The sequence below is a fragment of the Rothia sp. (in: high G+C Gram-positive bacteria) genome, assembly GCF_015265375.1.
GTDB lineage: Bacteria > Actinomycetota > Actinomycetes > Actinomycetales > Micrococcaceae > Rothia.
Genome location: NZ_JABZXW010000044.1, coordinates 1 through 17,938, shown reverse-complemented (window position 1 = coordinate 17,938; position 17,938 = coordinate 1). Strand labels below are relative to the sequence as shown.

The window sequence follows — 17,938 nt, the reverse complement described above, 5'->3', positions numbered from 1 at the left end:
CGAAATAGCGAAAATCGGCAGAAGCGCACCCACCGCACCGTGCACCAGCACCGCATTACCCACCGGCGTACCGGCAGCACCGTGAGACTTCAACATCGGCAATAGCGTGCCCAAGGCCGTGGAACTCAACGCCACGCCCACCGCAATATACGTATTCAGCTCATGCGAGAACGACGTAATAACCGCCGCACCCGTCATGCCCAGAGCAAAGCACACCACCCACGTGGCAATAGCGCTATAACCCTGACGGCTACGCAACGACGACACGTTAATCTCAAAGCCCGCAATCAAAAAGAGCATACCCAAGCCCAGCTCCTTCAGCAGCGGGATACCGCCCTCACTGCTGGCAAGGTTGAGCATATTCGGGCCAATCAGCAGACCAAAAATGAGCAGGAAAACCACATCAGGGATCTTCTTGCCCGTCAGCCGCGAAAGAATCGGCGACAGCAACGCAACCAACGTAATCCAGAAAATGGACACAAACTGGCCGCTATCGTGGCTCGACCCTTCCGACAGAGTCGTACCCGAAGCAAGAAGAGCACCAGACGCCCCCAAATCCGTCAAGAAAAGCGGGGAAAAAGTCGAAAACATAAAACCTCAACGTGGTGTGTGCAGGTGGGGCGCGTTTGGGACAGTAAAAGGAGCGAAATCATGCTCCCGCGGGATTGCCCCACCTTTAAGAACGTACCAATGGTACACACCTAACCTCGTGCAACAACACTTGAACATCACCAACAGGGCAAGAAGCTCCAGCCAGCAGCCGACAGAGACACGGTATGAGAGCAAAACCTCCGCGCCACCACCCGAGCAGACACAGCTTCCACCGTTACACTTAACACCTATGCCAGCGCATCCGGCACACACCACCGGAAGCGGCAGATACCCGGCAGGGCACACCCCCTGGCGTAGCCCTAGCAGGGCACACAGACTCTCAAACACGGCACTACAAGGAGCGAGGACATGGCAGCAGGGCGCACACAACCCATCCCCACCGTCAGCAGCGGGGCACGCGCCGCCTCCCTCGGAGGCACCCGACGCGACCTCGGGCTCGACCTCGCCCGCGCCTTCGCCGTGCTCAGCCTGCTCATCCCCTTCGGGTACTGGCTACAGCTGATCCCGGTCTCCTGGAAGTTCTGGATTCCGCAGACCCTCGTGCCGGCAGAACCGCTCTTCGCCGCAATTCTTGGTGCAGCCGCCTGGCGGTACGCCCGCACCGCGAACTTCCCGCAGCTCTTCGCCGGAACCATCGTGCGATTCCTTGCACTACTACTGCTGGGCGTAGCGCTCATGCAAGGCATCACCTACCTGCCGCAACCGGGCGTCACCGTACCGGCACAGGGCTTCAGCTATTCTCTGCCCTTCGACATGCTCGTGCACCTGGCACTACTCACCCTGCTGACCCTATTCGTCGTGCACCTGCCCCTCTGGGCAGTCGCAGCGCTTGCGGTGCTCACCAGCCCCTTCATCACCTGGACCTACACCCTGCTCATGGATGTAGCCGCCCAAGCTGATGCGTGGACCGCCGTTCAGCTGCCCTTCCTGGCGAGCCACGGTGTCAACCATGCCCAAAGCGCCCAGCTCATCTGGGTCATGTGCCTGGGCATCGTGCTCGTACGCCTCTACGACAATCTGCAGGCAAAGCTCGCAATCCCCGTCGTACTCGCCGTACTGGCGCTCGCCGTCTACCGCACTTTCAACCCCTACACCGAGCTGGGCGTCCTCAACAGCCCGCAGGTACTACTGACCCTGAATCTGGCGGCAACCCTCTACTTCTGGGCCGAATGCGCGCGCCTGCTCTCCGCACAGGCGGGAATGCTCACCCCCGTTGCTCGCCTGGGCCAGATGTCGCTGAGCGCCTCCATTGTGCTGAGCGGAATCATCATCTACGCCGGCCCCACCATCAAGGCATTCACCGTCGGCGAGCACTACGTGGCAACCGGAGGCTGGGGCACCGCCGTGTACTGGAGCGCCTTCCTGCTGCTCGGCGCCGTCATCGCCCTGGGCTTCTGCACCCTCTGGTCGCGCATGGCACGCTCTATTGCCGGACGCGGCCCCCTGGAGGCGATTCTCGCGCTCATCTCCGGGCGCGGCTAAGCACGGCCGTATAACGTGCAAGCGACCCCCTACCTGCGTTTCTGCGCGGGGAGGGGGTCGCTTTTATATACGCCGGAAACTGCTGAGGAATCTGCGGCAGAAATACTACAACAAAAATACTGCGGGTACGATAAAGCCCCGGTCCAGTGGACCGGGGCTAGTTGTCGGGATGACAGGATTTGAACCTGCGACCTCGTCGTCCCGAACGACGCGCGCTACCAAGCTGCGCCACATCCCGATGTTGACCTATCAGCGAATACCGTAGGCAACTCACCTAGGATAACCCAAAAAAATTCAGAACGCAACACAGCGGCACACCGCCGGTCGGGGAGGAGCAGATAAAGCTTCTAGGCTTCAGCCTCCTGCACCTGATTCAGCTCATCCCACGAGGCGTACATCGCCGCAAAACGACCGCCAGAAGCAATCAGCTGCTGCGGGGAACCGTCCTCCACTACAGAACCCTCATGAATCACCAGCACACGATCAGCACCCAGAACCGTCGAGAGACGATGCGCAATCACCAGCGCCGTACGCCCCGCCAAGACGGTTCGCAGCGCCGCCTGCACCGCACGCTCACTCGGAATATCCAGCGAAGCCGTCGCCTCATCCAGAATCAGCACCCGCGGGTTAGCCAAGAACACGCGAGCGAAGGACACCAGCTGACGCTGACCCGCCGACAGGGTAATACCGCCACGACCTAGCTGCGACTCGTAGCCGTCGCGCAGACGCTCAATGAACGCGTCAGCGCCCACCGCCTTTGCGGCAGCCTTGACCTGCTCATCGGTCGCTTGCGGGTTACCCATGCGAATATTCTCCAGAATCGACGCGGAGAACAGGAACACCTCCTGGGTCAGCATGAGCACCTCACGGCGCAGCTGCACGTCCGCCAGCTGGCGAACATCCACGCCGTCAATACGCACCTGACCGGACGAAACATCGTAAAAACGAGCCACCAGCTTAGCGATAGTCGACTTACCGGCACCCGTAGCACCCACCAGCGCCACGGTCGTACCCGGCTCAATGCGCAGGGTCGTTTCCTTCAGCGCGTGACGATCCGAGGTGTAACCGAAGACCGCCGAATCCAGCTCCACCAGAGCGCCCTGAACCTTGCCGGATACGCCCTCAGCGGTACCGTCAGCAGACTCCACGGCGCGCTCATGCGGATGCTCCGGCTCAGCAACCTCCGGCTCCTCAGCCAAGAACGACGAGAGCTTCTCCAACGCGGACATCGCCGACTGGAACATGTTGTAGAACTCAGAGAGCTGCATGACCGGCTCAAACACACGGTTCGCATAAATCACCAGAGCCAGCAGGGTACCGATCTGCATGGTGCCGCCCAGCACCGCATAACCACCCAGCACCAGTGCACCGGCAATAAACACATTGCCCAAAAGCATCAGCACAGGCGAGTAGATGCCGAAAATCTTAATCGAATCCATCACCGCAAGGCGGTAACGCTCCGACGCCTGCGCGTACTCGACGCGCATCTGCACCTCCGCACCAAACGCCTTCACCGCGCGGATACCCGTAAAAGTCTCCACAAAACGGCTCGTCAGATGCGCAGACTCGGTACGCATCGTGCGGAAAACCGGCACAGCCGTCTTCTGGAACCAACGCGTCAAGAAGTAAATCGGCACGCCCATGACCAGCATGAACAGGCCAATACGCCAATCCAGCAGGAAAATAGCGACCGCAGAAATCACCATGGACAGCAGCGTAATCGCCAGCTGGCTAATACCGCTGTCCAAGAAGCTACGGACCGTATCAATATCGCTGGTCAGACGCGAAATAACCTTGCCCGAGGTGTAACGCTCATGGAACGACACACTCAGCGACTGCGCGTGACGGAACACCCGCTTACGCAGGTACACCACCACGCCCAGCGACACACGCACCGTGTACGCCACGTTGACCCACGAGAATATCGCGGTCACCGCCGTAGCCGCCACAAAAAACACCAGCAGGGTCAGCAGGACAGAAGCATCACCCTGCTTGAGCGGCTCAATCGAACTATCCAGGACGCGGGCAATCAGAATCGGTGCAATCGCTGAGGAACCCGACACCAAAAGCACCGAAATAATCGACAGTGCCAACGCCCCACGATGCGGGCGCAACATCTGACGCAGCAGAGCCATCGAGCGTTCACGGGTTTCCGCGCGCTCCTGCGGGCTCATCTGCTCCCGCGGCTCCGCCGGACGATGATGGGCCATTAGCCCTCCTCCATCGTCATCAGCTGGCGGTACTGTTCCGAAGAATCCATCAGCTCAGCGTGAGTACCCTCAGCCACCACGGCACCGTCAACCATCAGCAGCACGCGGTCAGCCAGAGCCACCGTGGAGGGGCGATGCGCCGTCAGCAGGGTAGTAGCACCGCCCAGACCCTCCAAGCCCTCACGCAGGCCGGTAATAATACGCTCCTCGGTGTTCACATCCAGCGCCGAGAACGGGTCATCCAGCAGTAGCACGGAGGGGCGCTTCGCTAGGGCGCGCGCCAAGGACAGGCGCTGACGCTGACCACCGGACAGGCTCATGCCTTCCTCACCAATGACGGTATCCAGACCCTGCGGAAGCTCCGCCACGAAATCGCACGCAGCCAGCTGCAGCGCGGTGTTCAGGGTCGCCTCCAGCTCTTCCTGGCTCGGGTAGTCCTCATCCTCGGTGCCGCGCTCGTACTGCTCGGCAACGCCCATCAGCACGTTCTCACGGACCGTGCCGGAGAAGAGCACCGCCTCCTCAAAGACGAACGCGGTCTGGGCGCGTACCTCCTCAACGGACATATCGGCGGTATCGCGGGTGCCGAAACGTAGGGAACCGGAGGTCGGCTCGTAGAAACGCGGAACCAGCGAGAGCACGGTAGACTTGCCACTGCCGGTTGCACCAACCAGCGCCAGAATCTCACCGGGGAAGACCTTGAAGTTCACGTCCTTCAGCACAGACACCTCGGGTGCCTTAACCGCAGAGTTTGCCTCAACAGCAGGCTCGGCAGGGGCCTCGGCTGCGTCGTAGCTGAACTGAACGTGATCGAAAGCGACAGATACTGCGCCACCGCTGGGGTACTGCATAGTTTCCTTCCCGGAGCCGCCCTCGGCGGACACTCCAGCTACTGTTGACGAATCAGAAGCACCCAGCGGATGCACGGGCTCAGACACAGCCCCGGAGCCACGAACCAGCGGCACGGCCTCAAAGCCGGGCTCGTCCATGACCTCGTTGTGACGTTCGAGCGCCACCTTATAGCTCAAATAGGCAGACATCAGCGCGGTCGAGCGCGTCACGTGGCTGAGCACGGTCGTCTGCACCGCAAAGTAGGCGGTCATCGCGCCCAGGCTCAAGGTGCCCGCCGCAACCTGCGAAGCGCCCACAGCCAGCGCCACCGCTGTGGAGACACCCACAATCAGGCCCTGGTACAGGGTAACGCGAGCCACCAGCATCGACCTGCCGTACTCGCGTACCTGCAGGGCATCAACCGACTCGGAATATTCCTGAATCTGCTCGGGGGAGCGGCCCAGCGCCTTAATCACGCGGATACCGCGCACCGACTCCTCAATACGGGTGGAGAGGTCGCCCGTCATCTGCTGAATCTCATGCGAGGCGCGGTAGTACTTGCGGGTGAAGTTCACCAGCGACAGCACCAGAATCGGCACGGTCACCACGAACACCAGCGCCAGGGACGGCGAGGAACGCAGCATGAAGAAGCCACCGACCAGGAACATCACCACAATAGTCAGCAGCTGCACAATACCGAAGGACAGCCAGCGGCGAATCGTGCCCAAATCGCTCATGGAGCGGGTCAGCAACTGACCGGACGGCCAGCGGTCCAGCAGAGAAAGCGGGGCGCTGAGCAGGCGGTCAAAGAAGTTCATGCGCATGGACAGCTCAATCGTGGAGGTCGGGTCCACAATCAGCCAGCGCCTCCAATACATGAAGGAAGCGTGCGCAATACCCAGCAGAAGCACCATGCCGCCGGCAACCCAGATGGCGCTCTCGGTGGTGCTCTGCGAGAGATGATCCACGATAATCTGCAGCATCTGCGGGATGGTAATCTCGAGGGCACCGGCACCAAACGCTACGAGCAGACCCACACCCCAGCGCACACGAATCGGACGCGCATAAGCGGCGAGGGTGCGCGGGGCGCGTTGACCGTGCGCGTAGTCGATCGGGTCGGGGGTCGGCTCGCTCGCAGTCTCCAAGAAGGGGTTACGGCGGCGCTTAGCCGTGCGTGCTGTAGAGGCCTCAGGCATTAGCGGCGACCACCTGCCGAAGCGGCGGTAGGCTGCTCCTTATCGCAAGCCGTGAGGGTCACCAGAATCGCCTCCGGCGGGCAGAACAGACGCACCGGAGCAAAACGAGAAGTACCCAGACCGGCAGAAACCTGAACCGGAACACCGGACTGCTCGCTCACGCCCTTCGCACGCGAAGGCGGCAAATCGCAGTTACTGACCAGGGCGTGACCGCCGGGCAGGCAGACCTGACCGCCGTGCGTATGGCCGGCAAAAATAGCCTGTGCGCCATCCTGTACGAAACGGTACAGGGTACGCATGTAGGGGGCGTGCGCCACGCCGATACGGACGCTCGGTTCGTCCCCCTCATCGAAGGCACCGGGGGCGAAACCGGGGTGCTCATCGTAGCGCAGGTGCGGGTCATCCACACCGGAGAACTCCAGACGCAGACCCTTGAGGTTCAGCGTGTCGTAGCGGTTGACCAGGCCCGTCCAACCGCGCGACTCGAAGGCGTCGTGCATCCGCTCAATGGGCAGTGCTACGCGCGAGCCCTCCTCAATCATCTGCGGGGTGCGCGGCTGCCACAGGTAGCGTGCCGGGTTCTTGAAGACGGGCGCGAAATAGCAATTCGAGCCGGGCACAAACACACCGGGGAAGTCCATGAGCGGGTCGAGCGCCTCCAGCAGCGGCTCCATACCGTTCACATGGGAGAGGTTATCGCCCGTGTTCATCACCAGATCCGGCTCGAGTGCGGCCAGCGAGTGCATGAACTCGGTCTTCTTCCGCTGCCCCGGAATCATGTGCATATCCGAGATATGCAGGATCCTAAAGTCGGGGCTACCGGCGGGCAGCACCGGCAGGGACTCGGCGCGGAGCTGAAAATTATTCAGCTCAATAAAGTGCCCATACGCCGCCGTGGCGGCCCCCAAGGCTGCAGTGGCGGCTACCGCCCCCGCAACCTTCTTCAGGAGCGGGGAGGAGCCGCGTGCGCCGGGGACCGCCACGGGGACGCGGGCGTTGACTGCGTTTTCACACATTATCAATCGCCTTTCAGGCTTCAGCTGATGAGCTGTGATTCTAGCTGTACGACAGAATCTTATCGCTGGGGGTGGTGAAGTCCTTCGTGTTGTACTTCGGAGCGATCGTCTTCATGAACGACTGCCACTGAGCACCGGCGTAGGTCGCACCATCCACATAGTTCAGAACACGACCGTTAATGCCCACACCGTTCAGGGAACGGAAGCCGAGGTTGTTAGAACCAACCCAAGACGCGGTGGACAGGCCACGAGTGTAGCCAACCTGCCAGGTCTGGGAGGAGTTATCGTTTGTACCGGTCTTCGCAGCCGAACCGTTCGGCAGACCAATACCGCGCTGAGAAGCGGAACCGCCGGGCTGGATAACACCCTTCAGAACCCAGCTGACACCGTTCGCGATGTCCGGATCCAGAACCTGCTCACACTGGTTCTGGTATTCCTTGAGAGTCTCGCCGTCAGTCTTGGTGATCTTCTCAATCGGGCGCGGGGTGCAGTACTTACCCTCAGAAGCGAAGATAGCGTACATGGATGCGCTGGTCAGCGGGGAGATACCGTACTTGGTACCACCAATGTTGGTACCCAGGTCGGGGATGCTGTGCAGCGGTTCGCCGGTACCGTCCAGGGCGTGCATCTTGATGGACAGGTCGTGCACATCGCACAGGTCAATCTGGGAGAGCATGCCGTACAGGTACGAGTTCAACGACTGGCGAATACCGTACGCCGCGGTGTTGTAGCCTAGGCCACCGTTGAACGCGTTCTTGTAGGACCAGCCGTTCGGCTGACCGGTGTAGTAGTACTTACCGCCCTCGTAGCACTTGGCGTTCCAACCGAAGCTGGTGGGCCAGAACAGCTGGGTACCGTTCACGGTAGCGTTAGCGCCGCGGCCACTGATGAGCCACTGAGCCAGAATAATCGGCTTGAACGTCGAACCGGGCTGGAAGCCAGGGGTACCACCGTACGCTACATCAACGTTGTAGTTGTACTCGGTCTTGGAGTGGTCGTTTGCGTCTGCGGGGCTACCGAGCTCGGTGTTCTGTGCCATTGCGATGACGCGACCAGTGCCGGGCTCAACACTGGTCAGTGCGGAGTTGACGTCGTTCCAGTTGGTTGCAGCCGGCTGGGTGGAGTCCACTGCCTGCTTTGCCGCAACCTGAGCCTCGGGGTTCAGGGTGGTGACAACCTTCAGGCCACCACGCTTAATCGCGGTGTTACGCAGCTCAGCGGTTGCGCCGAGGGACTCATCCTGCAGCAGGTAGTTGACCACGTAGCGGCAGAAGAACGCCTTGTCGCCTGCCAGGGAGCAACCCTGGGACTTGGGGTGGACGTTGAGCTTAATGTCGCTGGCGATGGCGTCGCTGTATTCCTTGTCGGTAATCTTGCCGTCGCGGAGCATGGTGCCCAGAACGATGTCGCGGCGTTCACGGGCGAGTTCGGGGTTCACGGTCGGGTCGTACACGTTCGGTGCCTGCACCAGGCCGGCAAGAAGCGCGGACTGAGCCACGTTCAGGTCCTTAGCGGAAATACCCCAGTAGTACTGTGCGGCAGCCTCAACACCGTAGTTCGAACCACCGAGGTTCACGATGTTCAGGTAGCCTTCAAGGATTTCGTCCTTGGACTTGTTCTGCTCCATAGAGATCGCAAGCTTCATCTCGCGAATCTTTGCGCCGTAGGTCTTGTTACCGTTCAGGGTTGCGGTAGCGTCCTCACCACGAGCCACAGCGGCATCCACAATGAGGTTGTTGACGTACTGCTGGGTCAGGGTGGAAGCACCCTGGCGGCGACCGCTACCGGAGTTAATGATGTTGTTCAGGAACGCACGACCAATACCGATTGCGGAGACCGCACCGTGCTTGTAAAAGTCGCGGTCCTCCACCGAGACGATGGCGTCCTTCATGTGCTGCGAAATCTGATCCAGCTTGACCGGGTCGCGGTTCTCTTCGAAGAAGGTCGCGATTTCGGTCTTGCCGTCAGCAGCGTAAATAGTAGAAGGACGGGAAGAGATGCCATCGGCAATGTCGTCAGGAAGGTCCTGGAACCATGACATCGACGCGTTCGCGACCATACCGGCACTCACAGCCGGGGGTACGACAATAATTGCCGCGAGGAAACCGGCAATCACGCTGAACGCGAGGAACTGCAAAAAATCTCCCGGGCGGCGACGCGCACGGGTTTTCTTAGATGAAGCCATTCATTCAGTTTATCCCATGAAACTGTGAGAAGAAGCCCGTCTCGGCACCCCACAGGGAGGTGGGCGCTTCAGCCCTGAGAATAAAGCCCCCAAAAGCGCCGGACATTGACCAAAACCATAGTGAATCCCTTTTACTTATTGAACACCGGGCGATAGTCTAGAGGGTATGAAGAAATGGGAATACGCAACTGTACCGCTGATGATCCACACGACCAAGGCAATCCTCGACAACTGGGGTGAAGACGGCTGGGAGCTCGTAACCGTTCTCCCCGGCGCATCCGCACCTGCTGGCGCAACCCCCGCGTCGAACATGGTCGCTCCGACTCAGGGCAACCCCATCGCCTACTTTAAGCGCGAGAAGGCTGACTAAGAGCAGCGTACCCGGCGGTCACCTCGCTATCCCGACTCTCCTTTAACTAGGGGAGCGCGGGAATAGATGAGGAAGGCCGCCGGTTAGCCGTTTAACAGCTGCCTGAATATCAGTAGCGTTTAGATTTGCGGCGTTCCCCCTATCACCGTTTGGGTGCCAGCACCCGCCATCCTTCTGGAGTAATCATGACTGAATCCCGTATTGAAGCACGTATCCGCGAACTCGGTTACGAACTGCCCGTAGCACCCGCCCCCGTTGCCGCTTACGTTCCCGCGGTGACCTCCGGCTCCTACGTGTACACCTCCGGCCAGCTGCCCTTCGTCGACGGTGCCCTGCCCGAAACCGGTAAGGTGTCCGCCTCCGGTGCTGAAGGCTTCGTGACCCCCGAGGATGCGAAGAAGTACGCGGGTATCAGCCTGCTCAACGCCCTGGCGGCGGTCAAGTCCGTCATCGGCGACCTGGACCGTGTGCAGCGCGTCGTGAAGGTCGTTGGCTTCGTGGCATCCGAGGTGAACTTCACCGCTCAGCCCGCTGTCATTAACGGCGCCTCCGAGCTGCTCGGCGAAATCTTCGGCGAGGCAGGCCAGCACGCCCGCTCCGCTGTGGGTGTTCCCGTTCTTCCCCTGGACTCGCCCGTAGAGGTCGAGATTATCGTTGAGTATGTCTAATCTGTACACCGGCGCGCTGCCGCTGTCTGCTATTCGTGCCGCCCAGGCTCAGCGGGCGGCACAAAGTGGCGCCCAAAAGACGGTGAACGGTATCGACGGTCACGGATTAGGCGGAGCGCAGGACATCAAGACTCTGCCCCTGCCGGTGCAGGAACGCCGCTTCGGCACCTCCACCCCGGCTGAGGGCGTGGAACGTCCGCGCATGTTCACCGGTCGACAGTCCGCGGCTAACCCGCGAACCTCCTGCATTCAGCGTCTCTACACGATTCCCGAGTTCATGCGCACCGCCGCCGAAAGCTGGCGTGAAGGCGGTAACGAAGGAACGAACGGCTGCACGATGCGCCAGGCGGCATCCGTCATTTTTGTGCGCGACGGCGACAACGGCCTCGAAACGATTCTGACCTACCGCCCCGGCACCTCTCCGCTGGGCGTGGTGGCTTTCCCCGGCGGTACGGCTCTTCCCGGTGATGATGAGTCTGCCTCCTGGGTTGGCCCCGGCGCCGAATACTGGGAAGAACAGTTCCACTTCTCTGACGTAACTCAGGCACGCCGCAGCGTCATGGCTGCCGTGCGTGAATCCTTTGAAGAGACCGGCATCCTACTTGCCGGTGAGGACGACCAGGATGTGGTGGAGCGCTCCAGCACCCCCGAGCTCATGGCGTGGCGCGAGGCGGTCGCTGCTCAGGATAAGAGCTTCTCGGACTTCCTGACCTCCAGCGGTTTGAGCGTGCGCGCCGACCTGCTGCGCCCCGTGGCGCGCTGGCAGTCCCCGGACTTCTTCCTCAAGCGCTACGACATTGCCTACTTCAGCACGGCTCTGCCCGTGGGCCAGGACCCGAAGCTACTGCTCGGTAAGGGCGTGTGGGGCGACTGGCTGAACGTGCGTGAGCTACTCGAAGCCAAGGACACCAGCGAACTGGGCGACCGCATCGGCCAGCCTAACACGGTGGGCCGCACCCTCGACCAGCTCATCACCCCCGGCGTGATGTGCCTGCTCGAATCGCTAGCGAAGGCACAGACCTCCGTGGCATGGCTGTCCAAGCGCCGCAAGATTGAGGTAAAGAAGCCCGTGCTCGTGACCCACAATGGCGCGTGCATGCTCTCCTTCACCGAGGTGGTCCCGGCGACGACCGGATCCATGTACACCGGCGCGATGGGTGTGCTCTAGCGAGTTGCCGCATCCGCTCGCTCATGAGATGAAGCGTTAAATAAAATCAGGAGCCGTTTCCCCATGCAGAGGGAAACGGCTCCTGATCTTTTTAAGTCGTGCGTCTTTAGCGGGAACGCTGGCGCAGGCGGGGCAGGTCCAGAATGACCACCGCGCGTGCCTCCAGGCGAATCCAACCGCGGGAAACGAACTCGGCAAGAGCCTTGTTCACGGTCTCGCGGGATGCGCCAACCAGCTGTGCCAGCTCTTCCTGGGTCAGCTCGTGAGCGACGAGCACGCCGTCGGTTGCCGGGCGGCCGAAGCGGTCAGCCAGGTCCAGCAGAGCCTTAGCGAGGCGGCCGGGAACATCGGAGAAGACCAGGTCAGCCAGTGCCTCGTTAGCGTGGCGCAGGCGGCGAGCCAGAGTCTTAATAACCTGATCGGAAATCGAGGGGTCCAGCTGCTGTGCACGCTTGAAGGACTCGTGCTTGATGGCAGCCAAGCGGGTCTCAGAAACAGCCACAGCATTGGTCGAACGGGGCGAGGGATCGAAGAGAGCCATCTCGCCGAAAACGTCACCGGGACCCATAATCGCGACCATGTTCTCGCGGCCGTCAGCGGCGGTGCGGCCCAGCTTGACCTTACCGGAGAGCACAGCGAAGAGCTGGTCATCCTGGTCACCCTCGTAGAAGAGGACAGCGTTGCGGGAGAGGTCAATCTCCTGAATGTCATCGGTCAGCAGAGCGAAAGCTGCATCGTCGAGGTTAGCAAAGAGAGGGGTACGACGGAGGATCTCGAGATCCATAAAGTTCTCCTAGATATGAGGTGATGAGCCGAAGCTCGTAAATGTTCAGTGAGTGAGCCCGAACCGGTGTCATGCGTCTCAACATCTGAAATGTGAGAAGGCTCAAGCTAGTGTGACATATTCAACTGATATGAGCGTACCCTAAAAAGGCGCTTTATGCATTCCGATATAGGGCGCTTTACAGCAAAAGTTATTTCTTTCGAGAAAATTCAAAGCTTACCCACAGGTTCAGCCCCTAATATCAAGCATCCAGGTGTGTCCTTTATCGGCCCAACATACGCCACCACACTCACCGGGCACAGCCCGCACCAACCACAGGGCACACCGTGACCACTTCTACCCACCAAGGAGGCAATTAGTCGTGACGACCGGCATCAACTTGCTTGATATTGCTATCCCTATCATTCTGCTGCTCTACTTCCTCGCCGGAGTCCGCAGCGGATTCTTCACCACCCTCGGAACCTTCCTCGGCCTGGGCCTGGGCGTCTGCGCTGCAGCCTGGCTCGTGCCCCTCGCCGTCGCCTCTGTGGGATCCCAGTGGAGCCTCATTACCGCCGTCGGCGTGCTCATCATCTGCCTGACCATCGGACAGTGGCTCGGCCTCATTGCCGGACGCACCATCCGCCGCGTCACCGACATCACCCCGCTCAAGGGCATTGAACGCTTCTTCGGCGGCGTGCTGAACCTTGCCGCTTGCGCCCTGGTCATGGTCGTGCTGACCATCTCCATGCGCACCGTGCCCATCCCGCAGCTCAACACCGCGCTCAGCGAATCCAAGACCCTCTCCTGGATGGTCGCCTCCACCCCCGAGGTCGTCAAGGACCGCATCAACACGGTACGCAATGACGTGCTCGCCTTCGGAACCATCCCGGAAGTCAGTCAGCTCATCGCCCCCGAAACCAGCGCCCCCACCGAGACCGTAGAATCCGCGGCACTGGACCAGGCGGCAGCCTCCGTCGTGGAGATTCTGGGTGCCGCAGAGCAGTGCGGCTACACCTCCACCGGCTCCGGCTTCGTGGCGGATAACGGCCTGGTCGTCACCAACGCCCACGTGGTCGCCGGCGTGACCTCCCCGGTCGTGCAGGACGCCCGCGGCCGCACCTGGCCCGGCACCGTCGTCTACATGGACACCGAACAGGACCTCGCCTTCATCAGCGTGCCCAAGCTGCCGCTCGCACCGCTGAACATCGGCACCAACGCCTCCGCGGGTAGCCTCGTGACCTTCATGGGCTACCCCAAGGGCGGCCCGTTCAAGGCACTGCCCGCCACCGTGCAGGGCATCGGCAACACCCAAACCATCGACGCCGACACCGGCCGCGCCAACGCCATGCGTCAGGTCTACCAGCTGGCAGCCGACGTGCAGCACGGCAATTCCGGCGGCCCCGTCCTCGACGAGAACGGCAACGTGGTCGGCGTGATTTTCGGTAAGGCAACCACCGGCCAGACCGGCTACGCCATCACCGCAAGCACCCTCAAGCAGGCACTGGCAGAAGGCGGCAACAACACCGCCGCAGTCTCCACCGGCACCTGCCGCAAGTAGCTAACAAAAACATTCAGGCTCCCGCCCTCACACGAGGAACGGGAGCCTGAACTATTTAACAGGGGGGGGTAGGCGGGGCTATTCCGCGAAATGCTGGGCGAGGAAATCAACCGCCATGACATAGCCGTACGCACCCGCACCGGCAATCACCGCGGTAGCCTGCGGCGACACAAACGAATGATGACGGAACTGCTCACGACGATGCACATTCGACAGATGCACCTCAACCACCGGAAGCTCAGCCGCCTCCAGCGCATCATGTAGCGCCACTGAGGTGTGCGTGTACGCCGCCGGGTTGATAATAATCGCCGCGCCACGAGTACGAGCACGCTGAATCTCATCCACCAGCGCACCCTCATGATTCGACTGCATAAACTCAACATCAAAACCATGATCCGCCGCGCGCTCACGCACCATACGCTCAATATCGTGCAGAGTGGTGTAGCCGTACACCTCGGGGCGGCGCTGCCCAAGCAGGTTCAAATTCGGTCCATTAAGCACAAAAATCGTATCTGACATAAAACCAGTGTGGCACAGCCGGTGCCCGCTCAGTGGTAGTCGGCGCGAACTGCCCAGAAAATGACGGGGAGGGGCGAGAAACGCCACGAGCTAAGTACGGTGAACCTCGCTACCGCACACACCCAAAGCCCGGTAACCTCGCGCTATGACCGAGAACGCCATCCGCACCGAAGTAGACGCACAGAACACCGCGGCAGAGAATGCCGAATCGCTCCTGCAGATTCGCTTCGTCCCCGAATTCAAGGCAGCCGCAGCAGCCCGCCGCCTCAAGGCACGCGCACCCGAAAGCCACCTCGCCACCGTGCGCCGCGCCCGCAAGATTAACCGCATCCTCGGTGAAACCTACCCCTACGCCGTCGCAGAGCTCGACTTCGACAACCCCTTCGAGCTGCTCATCGCCACCGTGCTCTCGGCGCAAACCACCGACGTGCGCGTCAACTCTGTCACCGGTGCGCTCTTCGCACGCTACCCCGACGCCGCCGCGCTCGCCTCCGCACGCCCCGAAGAAGTCGAACCCTACATTCAGTCCCTCGGCTTCTACCGCGCCAAGGCACGCTCCATCGTCACCCTCTCCCAGCAGCTTGTCGAACGCCACAACGGGCAGGTACCCTCCACCCTTGAAGAGCTCGTAGAACTCGCCGGAGTCGGTCGCAAAACCGCAAACGTTGTGCTCGGAAACGCCTTCGACGTGCCTGGATTGACCGTAGACACCCACTTCGGACGCCTCGCCCGCCGCTTGGGATTCACCACCGCAGACGCCCCCGAGACGGTCGAAAAAGACGTAGCCGAACTCATCGAACGCAAAGACTGGACGCTCTTCTCACACCGCATGGTCTACCACGGCCGCCGCATCTGCCACGCCAAAAAGCCCGCCTGCGGCGTATGCCCGGTTGCCGACCTCTGCCCGTCCTACGGCGCCGGGGAGACGAACGAACAGGCAGCACGTAAACTCATGAAATACGAAATGGCGCCCGGTCGAGAAGACCTGCACCTGCGATTCCTGCAGGGCGCAACCCGCCGCGAACTCATGGCTGAAGGCTACCCGCTCAGCGCCTAACGGCGCCCGAACCGGAAAGCAGCCCGCGCAGAAAAGAGGTACACAGATGAGCGAAAACTCGCCCCAGCAGGAGGCGCAGCACCCCGCCCAGCAGACGTTGACGGCTCTCGCAGAAGGCGGCGTGGAATTCGACGTCCAAGCCCTACTGCGCAGCGCACCCGCCAGCCCCCTGAGTAAAGAAGCCGCCGTGCTAATTCTCTTCGGCGTGCTCGACGACTCGCCCTCCACCGGCGACTTTGAAGGCTGCCCCGAAAACGTCAGCGCCGACCTGGACGTACTCCTGCTCGTGCGTGCCGCAACCCTGCGCTCACACGCCGGTCAGCCCGCCTTCCCCGGCGGCAAAATCGACCCCGAAGACTATGCGCTCGCCGAAACCACCGGTGAACCCGTCGCCCACATCGCCGCCCTACGCGAAGCGGTCGAAGAAACCGGGCTCGACCCCGTCGGCGTGCAGATCCTCGGCCAGCTGCGCACCCTGCCGCTGCCCATCAGCAACTTCATGGTCACCCCCGTTATCGGCTGGTGGAACAGCCCCGTGCCCGTCGAGGTCGTCGACCACAACGAGTCCGCGCTCATCGCCCGCGTTCCCGTGCGTGACCTGCTCAACCCCGCCAACCGGCACACCGCCTACGTCAAGCGCGGCCGCACCTCACACCGCACCCCCGCCTTCGAGGTGCGTATGCCCGGCGGCGAGGAATTCACCGTCTGGGGATTCACCGCAATTCTGCTCGACCGAATCTTCGACTCGCTCGGCTGGACCGTGCCCTGGGACAAGAAAAAGATGCGCCCGGCACCCGGCTACGAAGAATAAAACCGGCTGGAATAAGTGTCTGACTAGCAGATATGGGGTATAGATAGGGGCGGCAGGTAGCTTGAATGAAGCTACCCGCCGCCCCTAATTTTGTCTCTAATCGCCCGCAGATTATTTACCGTCAGCGTAGTTGTGCACCCGTGCCACCGACACCGGAAAATCAACCGGCACCCGACCGAACAGCAGACGCGCCGCCTCCGCAGCACCCTCACGCACAATACGCTCCACACGATCCGCCTCCAGCTCAGGACCGCACAGCAGAAGCTCATCGTGCAAAAAATACACAATGCGAGTGCGCATCGGCATGCCAAAAATCCGCTCCGACAACAGACGAGAACGCACCGCGCCCATCCAACACAGAGCCCACTCCGCAGCCGTACCCTGAACAATAAAATTACGGGTCATACGGCCATGCGCACGCGCCGTCGATACGGCACGCGACTCAGCCGCCGGCGACGACCGATCGGCCACAATCTCACGGAAACGCTCATCCACCGGCGGGGACGTACGACCCAAAAAAGTCGTCACCTGACCGCCCGCCTCACCAATGCGAGCCGCACGCTCTGTAAACTCCATCGCCTGCGGAAAAAGCGCCGCCACATGCGGCAACAGCGCACCAATCTCACCGCTGCGGCCGCCGTACATAATCGCCAGCATGCCCACCTTCGCGTGGGAACGCTCCGTCAAACCCACGCCCTTCAGGCGCGCCAACTCGGCAATACCCGCATACAGGTCAGCGCCGCGACCCGCCGAAGCAAGCGCCTCATCACGGCTCAACGCCGCCAGAATGCGCGGCTCAATCTGCGAGCCGTCCGTCACCGTCAGCACCTGACCATCCGGCGCCTGAACCGCCTGACGAATCTCCGCAGGAAGCTGCAGCGCGCCACCGCCGGAAGCGCCCCAGCGCCCGGTCGCGGCGCCACCCACCTCAAGATGCGGGCGGAACGCACCCTCAGAAACCCAGGTATCAGCCCAAGTCCAGCCGTTAGCAGTCCAAATACGGTACAGCTTCTTATACCGCAGAATCGGGTCAATCAGCGCCCAACGCTTATCCCGCTGAGCCGGAATCGCATCCGCCCAACTCTTCAACTCCCACGAGCGAGTAGACTTCACCGACACCCCCGCAGACTGCAGAGCACGCAAAAGATCCTGCGGCGAATCCGGGTTCAGCGACGGCATAAACAGCATGCGCTGAATCTGCTCCGCCAACTCCTGCATCTTCTGCGGACGCTCACCCGGCACCGGGCGCGGACCCAACAACTCGCACAGATGCTCATGATGCGCCTGCACATTAAACGGGATGCCGTAATAACCAATCTCAGCCGCCACCAACGCACCGGCAGACTCAGCCGCCGCCAAAAGACGCAACCGCTCCGGGTGCCTCGACGCGCTCATGGCGCGTGCCTGCGCCAGCCACTCACGCATCAGCACACGCACCACCGGATGCTCCGGCAGCAGAGTCACCGGGCCCGCCGCCAGCTGCGGGGTG

15 protein-coding genes and 1 tRNA gene are annotated in these 17,938 nt (G+C 61.5%); 7 read left to right on the top strand and 9 right to left on the bottom strand.

Going from position 1 to position 17,938, the window contains the following annotated elements; translation table 11 throughout:
- Window positions 1–591: cation:proton antiporter (locus HXO69_RS06590; RefSeq protein ID WP_296546060.1), on the bottom strand; the 591-nt coding region annotated here is incomplete at its 3' end.
- Window positions 592–960: 369 nt separating this feature from the next.
- On the opposite strand from HXO69_RS06590, the gene HXO69_RS06585 reads away from it, so the two are divergent.
- A complete protein-coding gene (locus tag HXO69_RS06585) occupies window positions 961–2,094 on the top strand; it encodes a hypothetical protein (RefSeq protein WP_296546059.1) in 1,134 nt (377 codons plus the stop codon).
- Between the two features lie 164 nt (window positions 2,095–2,258).
- Here HXO69_RS06585 and HXO69_RS06580 read toward each other — a convergent pair.
- The 5 genes from HXO69_RS06580 to HXO69_RS06560 form a co-directional block, all read right to left on the bottom strand.
- Window positions 2,259–2,332 (bottom strand) — tRNA-Pro (locus HXO69_RS06580).
- 109 nt (window positions 2,333–2,441) lie between these two features.
- Window positions 2,442–4,304, bottom strand: coding sequence for an ABC transporter ATP-binding protein (locus HXO69_RS06575; protein WP_296546058.1), 1,863 nt, complete (start codon window positions 4,302–4,304; stop codon window positions 2,442–2,444).
- On the bottom strand, window positions 4,304–6,331 hold the full coding sequence (locus tag HXO69_RS06570) for an ABC transporter ATP-binding protein (protein ID WP_296546056.1): 2,028 nt from the start codon (window positions 6,329–6,331) through the stop codon (window positions 4,304–4,306). The genes HXO69_RS06575 and HXO69_RS06570 overlap by 1 nt, the downstream gene beginning before the upstream one ends.
- On the bottom strand, window positions 6,331–7,347 hold the full coding sequence (locus HXO69_RS06565; RefSeq protein WP_296546055.1) for a metallophosphoesterase: 1,017 nt from the start codon (window positions 7,345–7,347) through the stop codon (window positions 6,331–6,333). The genes HXO69_RS06570 and HXO69_RS06565 overlap by 1 nt, the downstream gene beginning before the upstream one ends.
- A 40-nt stretch (window positions 7,348–7,387) precedes the next feature.
- Window positions 7,388–9,532: a transglycosylase domain-containing protein gene (locus HXO69_RS06560; RefSeq protein ID WP_294644967.1), complete on the bottom strand. Its 2,145-nt coding sequence runs from the start codon at window positions 9,530–9,532 to the stop codon at window positions 7,388–7,390.
- A 166-nt stretch (window positions 9,533–9,698) separates the two neighbouring features.
- Here HXO69_RS06560 and HXO69_RS06555 point away from each other — a divergent pair, with 166 nt between their 5' ends.
- The 3 genes from HXO69_RS06555 to HXO69_RS06545 all read left to right on the top strand — a co-directional run bounded on the left by HXO69_RS06555 (window position 9,699) and on the right by HXO69_RS06545 (window position 11,738).
- On the top strand, window positions 9,699–9,902 hold the full coding sequence (locus tag HXO69_RS06555) for a hypothetical protein (RefSeq protein ID WP_005504647.1): 204 nt from the start codon (window positions 9,699–9,701) through the stop codon (window positions 9,900–9,902).
- A gap of 185 nt (window positions 9,903–10,087) precedes the next feature.
- A complete protein-coding gene (locus HXO69_RS06550; RefSeq protein WP_070846760.1) occupies window positions 10,088–10,570 on the top strand; it encodes a RidA family protein in 483 nt (160 codons plus the stop codon).
- Window positions 10,563–11,738: an NUDIX hydrolase gene (locus HXO69_RS06545; protein ID WP_296546053.1), complete on the top strand. Its 1,176-nt coding sequence runs from the start codon at window positions 10,563–10,565 to the stop codon at window positions 11,736–11,738. The genes HXO69_RS06550 and HXO69_RS06545 overlap by 8 nt, the downstream gene beginning before the upstream one ends.
- Before the next feature lie 106 nt (window positions 11,739–11,844).
- Here the strand turns inward: HXO69_RS06545 and HXO69_RS06540 are convergent, their stop codons facing one another.
- Window positions 11,845–12,522 (bottom strand): Crp/Fnr family transcriptional regulator, encoded by a 678-nt coding sequence (locus tag HXO69_RS06540; RefSeq protein WP_005504653.1) that lies wholly within the window; start codon window positions 12,520–12,522, stop codon window positions 11,845–11,847.
- Window positions 12,523–12,883: 361 nt separating this feature from the next.
- Here HXO69_RS06540 and HXO69_RS06535 point away from each other — a divergent pair, with 361 nt between their 5' ends.
- A complete protein-coding gene (locus tag HXO69_RS06535) occupies window positions 12,884–14,062 on the top strand; it encodes a MarP family serine protease (RefSeq protein ID WP_296546051.1) in 1,179 nt (392 codons plus the stop codon).
- Between the two features lie 78 nt (window positions 14,063–14,140).
- On the opposite strand, the gene aroQ is transcribed toward HXO69_RS06535, so the two are convergent.
- The gene (gene aroQ / locus HXO69_RS06530; protein WP_294643266.1) at window positions 14,141–14,581 is read right to left on the bottom strand and encodes a type II 3-dehydroquinate dehydratase; all 441 of its coding nucleotides are present in this window, start codon (window positions 14,579–14,581) and stop codon (window positions 14,141–14,143) included.
- Window positions 14,582–14,726: 145 nt separating this feature from the next.
- Here aroQ and nth point away from each other — a divergent pair, with 145 nt between their 5' ends.
- Window positions 14,727–15,638, top strand: coding sequence for an endonuclease III (nth, locus tag HXO69_RS06525; RefSeq protein WP_294644974.1), 912 nt, complete (start codon window positions 14,727–14,729; stop codon window positions 15,636–15,638).
- Between the two features lie 46 nt (window positions 15,639–15,684).
- Window positions 15,685–16,449, top strand: coding sequence for a CoA pyrophosphatase (locus HXO69_RS06520; RefSeq protein ID WP_012902925.1), 765 nt, complete (start codon window positions 15,685–15,687; stop codon window positions 16,447–16,449).
- A 111-nt stretch (window positions 16,450–16,560) separates the two neighbouring features.
- Here HXO69_RS06520 and HXO69_RS06515 read toward each other — a convergent pair.
- On the bottom strand, window positions 16,561–17,938 hold a 1,378-nt coding region (locus HXO69_RS06515), incomplete at its 5' end, for a bifunctional 3'-5' exonuclease/DNA polymerase (protein WP_296546048.1).